Origin of the sequence: Streptomyces sp. NPDC052107, from assembly GCF_040680215.1 — a bacterium.
GTDB lineage: Bacteria > Actinomycetota > Actinomycetes > Streptomycetales > Streptomycetaceae > Streptomyces.
On sequence record NZ_JBFAWG010000152.1, the window covers coordinates 1 to 10,400 of the forward strand.

Below are 10,400 nucleotides of genomic sequence, written 5' to 3' on the forward strand. Positions count from 1 at the left end.
GTGGCCGTTTCTGAGCGGCCGTTTGTGACAGCGGCAGTAAGCGGCTTATCGCAAGTGCGCGATGCACGTGGGTCCGGTGGTGCAGCGTTCGCGGACGAACGCGCTGGTGGGGGAGGCGGTGTCCCGCATGGTGGTGACCGCTTCACGGCTGCGCGCGGGTTGCGTGATCCGGCCCGTGCGCTCCACCCCTGCTCCTGAAGAACTTTCAGCAGCATCCTGAGACGCGTGGGCCCACCGGGGCCCACGCCTCGCACCAGGTGGCTACCTGCTTCCGAACCAACCGTAGACGAGGACACCCAAGCCTGTGGTGACGGCCTGCTCCAAGTGCAGGCCCGACACGGCGGTGCCGTGGGGTATGACGCCGAAGTCTCGGTGACTGTCGACCTTCCACGTTGACAGGACTCCTTCAGATCAACCACAGCGGCCTCATATGCATGGCCGACAGGCTCTGAGCAGTTGCCCCAGCAATAAGTAAGAGGTCGCGCGGATAGGTGTGGTTGGGGACCCCCGGCAGCAGAACGGGCACAGGTCCCGGTGATCATGGAGTTGCGACGCTCTGTGATCACTGGGGAGACCTGTGCCCGCGCTTCCATCATGGCTGACCGAACCGCTCTGGGAGCAATTCGTGGCGCTGCTGCCCGCGCGGCCGGAGTTCCATCCGGACCATCCGCTCGGCTGCCACCGCCGGCGCATCAGCGACCGGATCATCTTCGACAAGATGCTGCGACTGCTGCGCTTCGGCTGTTCCTATGAGGCGATTGCCGACACGACGTGCTCGGCCATCACGATCCGAAGCCGCCGCGATGGGTGGATACGACTCGGCGTGGTCGTGCCCGTGCGAAAGGAATGGTCGCCCTCCCCCTCGGCTGTTTCGCAAACCAGCGATCGAGGCTGAAGGACCGTATTGAGGTCTCCGCGTATCACGGGCAAGTCGTCCCCGCTGGCAGTTTTCTGATCGTGTAGTCGGCCACGGCGTCACCCTGGCAGGGCGCCTGCGAGGCTCGCGGAGCTGGGGGCCGGCGGGCGGTCAAAGGTTCCTCTCAGGAACGGCTGTCACTCTCTGCGTGGACATTGCCTGACTAGGAGAAACGCCATCATGACCGCTTACGATTCAAAGGGCCCCCACGAGACGACCGCGACGTCAGGGCCGTCGGTCGCTGGAAGTTCAGGCGGCGCCGTACAGCGATCGCTGTCGAACACAAGCCGTCGACGGATCGGAACCGCTGCGCTGCTGTGTGCGGCAATCGGACTTTCCGCCGGCTGTGCCAACTCCTCTCCCTCGGCAACGAGCGGGTCCCCCTCGGCCGCGGCCGGGCACCCCATGCCCGGAGGGAGCGGCTTCCCTGGCCGCCCCGGAGCCTCCGGTGGGGGATCCAACGCCCGCTCTGGGCCTGCGCCCGGGGGAGTGGTCGGCACGGTCGCCAGCACATCCAAGTCGACCTTCACAGTCTCGACGGCAACAGGTCAGACGGTCACCGTCGACGAGGCGTCCTCCACGACATACCGGAAGGGGACGAGCTCGGCCACGGCGAGTGCCGTTGCAAAGGGCGAACCCGTCCTCGTACTCGGGTGGACCAGCAGCGCGATCGTCACAGCCACGAAGGTCACCGTGCAACCGACTGGCGGCGTATCTGCAACTTCCTCGGCAATGCCCTTCAAGCAGGGTTCCCAGGCCGTGGACAAGAAAGTCGGGCAGATCCCGGCGAACTACACCGAGGGGGAAGGGACGCTCGTCATCGGAACCGAAGCGACTAAGGCAACGGAAGCTGCGCTGACCTCCGCCTATACGGGCGGCGTCGTCGACCGTGTCGTGAAGCTCAGCAACGGCGAGTACGAGGTCCACAACATCGGCACGGCATGGCCGCACCACATCTTCGTCGACCAGGCCTTCAAGTTCGCCGGCGCCTTCTAGGAGCTCCGCTCCAAGCTCAAGCGCCTGGTCAGCCGCGGCATCCTCACCGAGACCGAGCCCTGTTCACCCGGCCCGCCCGTAACCCGGCCACGAGCCCGCGACCAGCCGACCTCACCCAACCCCAACCCCGAAACGGGCATTAACTGGCGAATCGCCCTCTCTCAGAACACGGCCTGTGTTGGCGGTATACGTGGCCCGAGCGTTGCCGTCTGCGGCGGCTCGGTTGTGACGGAGACCAGGCTGATTACGGGCGGAGTGGGGGAGCAGTACCAGCCTGGATGCCGTCGAGCCGCCGGAGTTGGGCCACTTGCTGCACTCCCGCCGTCACGACCGCGCGAGCGCGAGGAGACCGCACGCCCGGGAGTGGCCGAGGGGGGAGCAGCAGCTGCCGCGATGTGGCCGAGCCCGTCGTGGGCGCTCCGCTCAGCCGCCGCCGTGGTGGTGACCCGCTCGGCAAACCCACCGTGGGCGCAGCCGGCAGCCACTCGCCTCAGCCCACCGCGCCTTCCCCGAGACGCGGGACGCCTGCGGCGTTCCTAGGCTGGTGGTGCTCGGGGCTACTGCGGAGGTCTGCCATGCCCCGAACCGTCTGGACCGGCGCCATCAGCTTCGGCCTGGTCACGGTGCCGATCAACGTGGTCGGCGCGACCGAGGACCACTCGATCCACTTCCACCAGTACCACCTGGCCGACCAGGGCCGGATCCGCTACCGGAAGATCTGCGAGCTGGAGGACCGCGAGGTCTCCCAGGAGGAGATCGGCAAGGGCTACGAGCTGTCGAAGACGCAGGTCATCCCGATCACGGACGAGGATCTGAGCAACCTGCCGCTGCCGACGGCGAAGGCCATCGAGATCGATGCGTTCGTGCCGCTGGAGTCGATCGATCCGATCCGGATCGCGGAGGGCTACTACCTGCAGCCGTCCAGCCCGGTCGCGGCCAAGCCGTACAAGCTCCTCGTCCAGGCCCTCGGCCGCTCGGCCAAGGTGGCCGTTGCGAAGTACGCATGGAGCGGCAGGGAAAGACTCGGCCTGCTCCGTGTCCGCGACGACGTCCTCGTGCTCCACGCCATGCGCTGGCCGGATGAGATCCGCGACCCCACCGAGTTGCTTCCGCCGCCGGTTCAGGTGTCCGACGAGGAGATCGGGGGCGCGCTCGCCCTCATGGACACCATGACGGTGGACGAGCTGGTGGGCCCAGAGTTCCAGGACCGCTACACCGAGGCGATCGCCCAGATCATCGAGGCGAAACGCGAGGAGAAGCCGCTACCCGAGGCCCCGGAACCCGAGCAGCCGGCCCAGGTCCTCGACCTCATGGCCGCACTGAACGAGTCGGTGGAGAAGGCCAAGGCCTCCCGCGCCCAGGGCGCCGGTCCGGCCGATGTGCACGAGCTGCCCAAGCCGAAGAAGAAGGCGGCCGCGAAGAAGCAGGCTGCCAGGAAGACTACGGCGAAGAAGACGGCTGCGAAGAAGGTGAGCAGTCGGCGGCCACACAGCTTAGGGGCGCCTACGCTCCGCTGAGCTTGCGTTTTCCCCGAGCGCAGTGCGGCTACTCGGACCATACGGGTTGAGCAAACAGCCCCGCGGCAGGAGCGGTCCGTCAAGCCATGCCTGGCCGACAGCGCGGTCAGGCGGTGGCACGGATGAATCATCACTCCAGGTAGCTGAGCTCCGAGTCTGGCCGGCAGTGCGGGCACGCCGCGACGCCCTCGGCCAGCGCCCGCAGCGCGGTCGACCGATCGACACCCTTGCTGCGTCCTCCGGCGTTCCAGCAGCTGCCTGCATGGACGTACACCGGCACAGCGTCTCGGTTGAGCCCGAGCTCCAGCATCCAGTCCGGCGCCGGCGGCCGGGCCTGCTCGCCATGCTGCCGCGCGGTCTCGCGGCGTTCGAGGTCGGCGATCTGCCGCCGCACTCGGTCGAGAGTCAGGGCGAGCCATGTCTCCAAGGTGCGTAGCCGGGGCAGGTCGGGCGGCAGGTCGGTCACATGTTCGATTCTAGGCGCTAGTGTGTCCCCGCAACGCGACGGGCAGAGGGGTCGAGTGGAGATCGAATGCTTGACGGTCAACGAGCTGCTGGCCCGCCACGCTGTGGATCCGGCACGCCTGGATCCCGCGCCGGCCGAACCGTCCCGCGCGGAGATGAGGGCCCGCTATGCCCTGCACTGGACGCTGCCGTGCACGGCGTGCGGCATGACCCAGGACTGCCGTACCTCCCGCTCCATCCTCTTCCCGAGGCAAGGTCATCGTTGGGTGGATTTGTGCCGGGATGATTCGCTGGCGACGATGCCGCGGTGGACGGGGCCGACCACGATCGAGGGGATCCTCGCCGAGCTGTGCTGGGCGGCTGGCACGATGAGCTTCATGGATGAGCCCGGCCACTACCACCTGCTCCTCACCTCCGCGGGCCAGCCCGTACAGCACGGCTGGTGGGGTCACGAGGAGACCGCGCGCAGCAAGTTCAGCCGTTGGATCGGCGAGTACAGCGGCATGCCGGCGCCGCGGGTCACCCTCACCGACGAGGAGACCGGCACCGTGTTGACGACCTGGCCGACCGAGCCGTAGCCCTCTGCCAAGCTGGGGATCATGGCCCACCGCCCCTACCCAATCGTGCCCGCCGACAGGTGGACCGCCACCACGGCACCGTCGACAGCTGGGCGTCCGCGCGGGTTAGAACTCTCGCAGGTCAGGAGGGGTAACAGTCACAACGGGCTGTCACCCGCGCTGCGGCGGGAGGCCCAGTTCGTCCAGGGTGGCGCCGTCCGCCCAGCGCTGCAGCTGGAGGCCGTTGAGGAGCTGGACGCCGCCCTGGCGGGAGGGCCAGAGCACGTCCGCGCGACTGTAACCACCCCGGTGGACCACGACCCGGATCAGGCCGTCGATGCCGGGCCGGCCAGCCTCCCGCAGGGGAGCGGGCCAGCTCACGGTCGCGCTCTCGTCCTCGTCCGCCGTCGCCACCGGGCGGAACGCGACATCGAGTTCACGGCCACGGGCATCCCGCGCGTACAGACGCGACCGCCCCTGGCGGGCGGTCAGGCCGACCACCTTCCAGCCGTCGCGCCGCAGCATCCTGGCGGCCGCCACCGCCAGCCCCTGGTCATCAAGCCGGACAAGCTCGGCCGCGGTGTAGCGGCCGCCACGCCGGCGGACGACCACCCGGTGCACGCGCAGGCCCGCGGTCGCGGCGGCCGCCACCAGGACCACGCCCAGCACCAGGCCGCCGACGCCGAGGGCACGGTAGAGCCAGACGAGCAGCGGGACGGGCACGAGCACGGCCAGGCCGAGGCCGACGAACGCGGGTAGCACCTCGCGCAGTTCGGGACCGTACCGGCCCTGGGCCCGCGGTTCCGAGACCGCGCGCTGACGCTGCGAACGCCGGGACTATGCGCAACCGCCGCTGAGCGCTGGGACGCCAGGTCCGCGTTGTTGAACGTCGTTCCCGGACACCTGTGCTCGGTGCAGGGCACCCAGCTGGTCGGTGTTCGGGAACCGATCGGTTGTTGAACAAGGGTTTCAGAGGTCGGCCAGTGAGCAGCGGCTGCCGGTCGGGTTGATCTGCTGTGCCCGGCCAGGCGGTGGCGCGGGGCTGGGCGCCGATCTCGGACATGAAGGGGGTGGTGACGTGCGGTGATCCCTACAGTAGGCCGGTGGTACGCGGTACGCGTTCTCAGCGGTGAGCGCGACGGTGCCATGACCGGTGGGCGTGGTTCGGTGTCAGCGTCAGAGTGTTCGGGCCGCGGCGGCGTCGCGGAGGAGTCCGGCGAAGGTCAGGCCGGCCGGGGTGAGCGAGTGGTCGGCCATGCGAACCAGGAGAATGCGGCGGACGGGGGCCGGCGGCTGGAGGGGCAGGACGTTGACGCCGGGTCGGATGCCCTCCAGGGCCAGGGTGGGAGCAAGGGCGACGCCGATGCCGGCGGCGACCATGGCCTGGGCTTCCTGGTAGTCGTGGGCCTCGTAGGCGATGTGGGGCTCGAAGCCGACGGTGCGGCAGCCGCGGACGAGGGCTTCGGCCACCGGGTGATGGTCGGCGCGGGTGATCCAGGGGTCGTGTGCGAAGTCGGCGAGTGAGGCGGCGTTACGGCCGGCGAGTGGATGGTGGTCGCTGACGAGAAGGGCCGGCGGGTCGTCGAGGAGTGGGGTGATGACGAGGTCCTCCCGGTCGATGCGGCTCCAGCCGTAGTCCCACATCAGCGATATTTCGATCTCCCGGTTCTGCAGCATGGTCCAGAGTCCGGCGATGCGGGCGCTGCGGACGGTGAGCCGTACGTCGGGGTGGGCGTCCCGGAAGGCGATCACGGCCTGCGGGAGGAGCGAGGCGCCGACGGTGGGGAAGGTGCCGATGCGCAGGGTGCCCGCGCGCAGGCCGGCGTAGTCGGCGAGTTCGTTTTCCGCGGCCTGCAGTTCGCGTTCGATCCGTTGCCCTCGTTCGGCCAGCGCCCGTCCGGCGTCGGTGAGGGTGACGCCCCGGGCGTGGCGTTCCAGCAGGGGCTGGCCTGCCTCCGTTTCCAGGCGGCTGATCTGCTGCGATACCGCTGACGGGGTGTAGTTGAGGGCGCGGGCGGTGGCTGTCACCGAGCCGCGCCGGGCGACCTCCGTGAACAGCAGGATGCGCCGGACGTCGAGCATGCCGCCTCCTCCAGCGTTCACTTCAGCTTAATAGCCATGCAGATTTCCGAGATTGTACTTCACGCTGCCGTAACCCACCGTGGAGGACACCACGCACGGCGAGACCGTCGGTGGACCTCCCCTTTCCATGTCTGTGAGGAGTCAGTTGTGCTGCGTCTGCAGGGCGAGATGATCCGCGGAGGAACCAGCAAGTGCTGGATATTCGACCACCGCGACGTGGCCGCCACGGGCGTGGACGTCGATGCCCTCCTGCTCGCTGCCTTCAACGCCGCCGACCCCCGCCAGATCGACGGCGTGGGCGGCGCCTCCTCCACCACCTCCAAGGCCGCCGTCGTACAGGCGTCGGCCCAGGCCGGTGTGGATGTCGAGTACGCCTTCGCGCAGGTCGGGATCGGTGACGAGCGGGTGGAGTGGGCCAGCAACTGCGGCAACTGCGCCACCGCCGTGGCCCTGTACGCCGTCCACCACGATCTCGTGCCGATCGCGTCGGACACCACCACGGTCCGCATGCTCAATGTCAACACCGGGGCCCGCCTCACCGGCACGATCCCCACACCCGAGGGCGTGGCCCCGGAGGAGGGCACGGCCGTGGTGCCGGGTACCTCGGCACGGGGCGTGCCGGTCCTGCTCGGGTTTCAGGACCCGGCGGGCTCGACGACCGGCCGGGCTCTGCCGACCGGCCGGGCACTGGACGAGCTGACCGGCCCGGACGCTCCCGTCGAGGCATCCCTGGTGGACGCGGGCGCGCCGGCCGCGCTGTTCGAGGCCAAGGCGTTCGGCCTCGACGGCACGGAATCCCTCACCGCGTTCGCCACCGCAGTGCCCGCGCTGACTCTGCTGCGCCGCCAGGCAGCGCTGGCCATGGGCCTGGCCCGCGAGGGCGACCCGGTCAGCTACGCGGTGCCGAAGGTGGGCGTCGTCGCCCGACCCGCGCTCTATCGCACCACACAGGGCATGCTCGTCAACCAGGACGAGTACGACCTGGCCGTGCGCATGGTCTCCATGCACGCCCCGCACCCGGCGATCGGCCTGACCTCCGCCGTGGCCCTGGCCACGGCCGCCGCCACCCCTGGCACCCTCGCCCACCGCGTCGCCCGGCAGACCGCCGACGGCACGCTGCGCCTGGGCACCCCCGCTGGCGTGGTCACCACCCAAGCCGTCCCCGCACCGGACGGCGCGTCCCCCACGGTGCTGCTGCACCGCGCCGCCCGGCGTATCGCCCGAGCCGAACTCCTCGTTCCCGTCCTGGAAGGACGCCCCGCATGAGCCGCAACGACGCCGCCCCGGGTACCGTCACCGCACCGCCGGGCCGCATCCGCCGGATGCTGTCCCACCTTTACGTCCAGTGCCTGATCGCCGTCCTCCTCGGCGCCGCCGTGGGCGGGCTGTGGCCGTCCGTCGGCGCTGACCTCAAGCCGCTCGGCGACGGCTTCATCGCGCTGGTGAAGATGTTCATCGCGCCGATCATCTTCTGCACGGTCGTCCATGGCATTGCCTCCATGGGCAACGCCCGCGCGGTCGGCCGCGTGAGCCTGAAGGCTCTGGTCTACTTCGAGGTGCTGACCACCGTGGCCATGGTGATCGGCCTGGTCGTCGTCAACGTCGTCAAGCCGGGCAGCGGTCTGCACATCGACCTCTCGACCCTGTCCGTCAAGGGCCTGCCGCCGGAGGCGACCACGGCCCACGAGGGCTTCGCCGAGTTCCTCCTCGCCACCATCCCGGCCACCCTGGTCAGCGCCCTGACCGGCAACGAGATCCTGCCGGTGCTGCTGGTGTCGGTGCTGTTCGGCTTCGGCCTGCACGCCAGCGGAGAGGCCGGCCTGAGCATCGCCCGCGGCGTCGAGAAATTCTCCACAGTCCTCTTCACGCTCATCCGCTGGATCATGCGGCTCGCCCCCATCGGCGCGTTCGGTTCCATGGCCTTCACCATCGGCAACTACGGCCTGGGCACCCTGCGCCACCTGGCCCTGCTGGTCGGCTCGTTCTGGCTGACCGCCCTCCTCTTCGTCCTGGTCGTCCTCGGGACCGTGATGCGCCTGAACGGACTGCGGCTGCTGCCCTTCCTGCGCTACATCAAGGAAGAGCTGCTGATCGTCCTGGGCACCTCCTCCACCGAGCCCGTCCTGCCACGCATGATGGCCAAGCTCCAACACGCGGGCGCCTCGAAACCGGTCGTCGGCATCACGCTGCCCGCCGGGTACTCCTTCAACCTCGACGGCACCGCCATCTACCTGACCATGGGCTCGGTCTTCCTCGCCCAGGCCCTCGGCATCCACCTCAGCCTCACCCAGCAGCTGGCCATGCTCGCCGTCATGCTGCTCACCTCCAAGGGCGCCGCAGGTGTCACCGGTTCCGGCTTCATCGCCCTGGCCGCCACCCTCAGCGCCGTCCCCCACGTCCCGGTCGCCGCCCTCGCGCTGATCTTCGGCGTCGACCGGTTCATGTCCGAAGCCCGCGCCCTGACCAGTCTGGTCGGCAACGGCGTTGCCACCCTGGCCGTCGCCCGCTGGGAGGGCGAGCTCGACGAGGACCGCGCCAAGGCCGTCCTGGGCGGCGAGATCCCCTACGCGCCTGCTCCTGTTCCTTCTGCGGTGCCAGCCGAGCCCGATCCGAAGCAGACGCCCGCACCCGAGGCGATGCCCGAACCAACCCGCGACCCGGTCCCCACCGCAAGCTGATATTGCGTGGGCGGGCCGGCCCAGCGCAGATGCTCCAAGCCGGCCCTCCCACGTCTCACCAGGACGTCGTACTCGATCGTCCGACCTGATCAGGAACGTCTGGCCCTCCGGTAAACCACCGTCTTCCAACCGCTGATCAAGTCCGGCGAACGCGCGCTGAACCCCCGCACCGTCTGCCGTTAGGTGATCAGAGACCCACGGATTCCCCGACGTGAGCAAGGCGCCCGTCCGTACAAGCCTGGGGGAGGTGCATCAGGTGGCCAAGGATGCGCAACCGGACCTTCGCGAGCTGATCACGGCTCGCAGGACGGAACTTCACTGCTTTGCGGAGCGGGCCGAGGAGTTCAACCAGGTCGTCCTCGACTTCCTGGCCACCACGGCTCAACACACCGCGGATGAAAAGGCGGCAACTGTCAATCCCCTTGCGCGCGGCGACTTCAAGCGGCCAACTCCACGGTGGGGTCGCCGACAGTGCGCCGGGTCTGCAGAGTCAGCTTGCTCGACAGTTGATGCTTCAGCCACTCAAAGGCAGTTCTTGCCCCGCAGTTACCCGCCCCAGTTCCGCCGTAAGGTCCTTGATCTCGTCAACGCCGGTCGGCCGATCCGGCAGGTCGCCCACGACCTCGGCATCAATGAACAGATGTCTGCCGTCGTCAGCATCTCATCGGCACCGGGCAACGTCCGGGGCCGACCAGCGAGGACCAGGCGGAACTCATAGCCGCCCGACGGCGGATCGCCGAACTGGAGGCGGAACTGGCCATCCACCGCCGGGCAGCCAAGCTCATGGGCAAGGTGCCCCCAAAAGACGCTTCGAGGCCGTGACGGTGATGCCAGGCGAGGGCATGTCCGTGCAGATGGCAACGAGAATGCTCAACGTCTCCGAGTCCGGCTACTTCGACCCGTCGCTGCTGGCCTACTTCCGTCGCCGTCTTTCCCGCTCGGCCCGGCCGAACCGCGTCTTCGAGGCGGTGCGGGAGGTCGTGAAGGCCACCGGCGTTCTCAAGGGCAGGCACCGGCGGGCGCTGGACTCGACCGTGCTGGACGACGCGGTCGCCACCCAGGACACCGTCACCCAGCTGATCGCTGCTGTCCGGGCGGTGATCCGCGAGGTCCCCCACGCCGCCGAGGTCGCGGCCGTCAAGTGCACCGCGCATGACTACACCGATCCCGGCAAGCCCCGCATCGCCTG

Annotated in this window: 9 protein-coding genes and 2 pseudogenes; 7 read left to right on the plus strand and 4 right to left on the minus strand. The window is 69.1% G+C overall.

From position 1 onward, the window contains the following. Positions 1–577: 577 nt before the first annotated feature. Positions 578–826, plus strand: a pseudogene (locus AB0M27_RS44795) (transposase); the annotation flags it as partial. A gap of 638 nt (positions 827–1,464) precedes the next feature. On the opposite strand, the gene AB0M27_RS44800 reads toward AB0M27_RS44795, so the two are convergent. Next, on the minus strand, positions 1,465–1,599 hold the full coding sequence (locus tag AB0M27_RS44800; protein ID WP_361993345.1) for a hypothetical protein: 135 nt from the start codon (positions 1,597–1,599) through the stop codon (positions 1,465–1,467). A 76-nt stretch (positions 1,600–1,675) separates the two neighbouring features. Between AB0M27_RS44800 and AB0M27_RS44805 the strand changes: the two genes are divergently transcribed. Both AB0M27_RS44805 and AB0M27_RS44810 read left to right on the plus strand, forming a co-directional pair. Further along, positions 1,676–1,912: a hypothetical protein gene (locus AB0M27_RS44805; RefSeq protein WP_365731612.1), complete on the plus strand. Its 237-nt coding sequence runs from the start codon at positions 1,676–1,678 to the stop codon at positions 1,910–1,912. Between the two features lie 575 nt (positions 1,913–2,487). Further along, a complete protein-coding gene (locus AB0M27_RS44810) occupies positions 2,488–3,429 on the plus strand; it encodes a Ku protein (protein ID WP_365731614.1) in 942 nt (313 codons plus the stop codon). 130 nt (positions 3,430–3,559) lie between these two features. Here AB0M27_RS44810 and AB0M27_RS44815 read toward each other — a convergent pair whose 3' ends face one another. After that, a complete protein-coding gene (locus AB0M27_RS44815) occupies positions 3,560–3,895 on the minus strand; it encodes a DUF6233 domain-containing protein (RefSeq protein ID WP_365731617.1) in 336 nt (111 codons plus the stop codon). Positions 3,896–3,965: 70 nt separating this feature from the next. Between AB0M27_RS44815 and AB0M27_RS44820 the strand changes: the two genes are divergently transcribed. Beyond that, on the plus strand, positions 3,966–4,472 hold the full coding sequence (locus AB0M27_RS44820) for a hypothetical protein (RefSeq protein ID WP_365731619.1): 507 nt from the start codon (positions 3,966–3,968) through the stop codon (positions 4,470–4,472). A 150-nt stretch (positions 4,473–4,622) separates the two neighbouring features. Here the strand turns inward: AB0M27_RS44820 and AB0M27_RS44825 are convergent, their stop codons facing one another. Next, on the minus strand, positions 4,623–5,213 hold the full coding sequence (locus AB0M27_RS44825; protein ID WP_365731621.1) for a hypothetical protein: 591 nt from the start codon (positions 5,211–5,213) through the stop codon (positions 4,623–4,625). 414 nt (positions 5,214–5,627) lie between these two features. Further along, the gene (locus AB0M27_RS44830) at positions 5,628–6,533 is read right to left on the minus strand and encodes a LysR family transcriptional regulator (RefSeq protein ID WP_365731623.1); all 906 of its coding nucleotides are present in this window, start codon (positions 6,531–6,533) and stop codon (positions 5,628–5,630) included. A gap of 147 nt (positions 6,534–6,680) precedes the next feature. Between AB0M27_RS44830 and AB0M27_RS44835 the strand changes: the two genes are divergently transcribed. The 3 genes and pseudogenes from AB0M27_RS44835 to AB0M27_RS44845 form a co-directional block, all read left to right on the plus strand. Further along, positions 6,681–7,799 (plus strand): PrpF domain-containing protein, encoded by a 1,119-nt coding sequence (locus AB0M27_RS44835; RefSeq protein WP_365731628.1) that lies wholly within the window; start codon positions 6,681–6,683, stop codon positions 7,797–7,799. Then, positions 7,796–9,211, plus strand: coding sequence for a C4-dicarboxylate transporter DctA (dctA, locus tag AB0M27_RS44840; RefSeq protein ID WP_365731630.1), 1,416 nt, complete (start codon positions 7,796–7,798; stop codon positions 9,209–9,211). Before AB0M27_RS44835 ends, dctA begins: the two co-directional genes overlap by 4 nt. Before the next feature lie 884 nt (positions 9,212–10,095). Beyond that, positions 10,096–10,400, plus strand: a pseudogene (locus tag AB0M27_RS44845) (IS5/IS1182 family transposase); the annotation flags it as partial.

Excerpts from the sequence above, each read along its gene's own strand:
- AB0M27_RS44810 (WP_365731614.1), top strand. The coding sequence starts at position 2,488 with ATGCCCCGAACCGTCTGGACCGGCGCCATCAGCTTCGGCCTGGTCACG.
- dctA (WP_365731630.1), top strand. The coding sequence starts at position 7,796 with ATGAGCCGCAACGACGCCGCCCCGGGTACCGTCACCGCACCGCCGGGC.
- AB0M27_RS44830 (WP_365731623.1), bottom strand. The coding sequence starts at position 6,533 with ATGCTCGACGTCCGGCGCATCCTGCTGTTCACGGAGGTCGCCCGGCGC.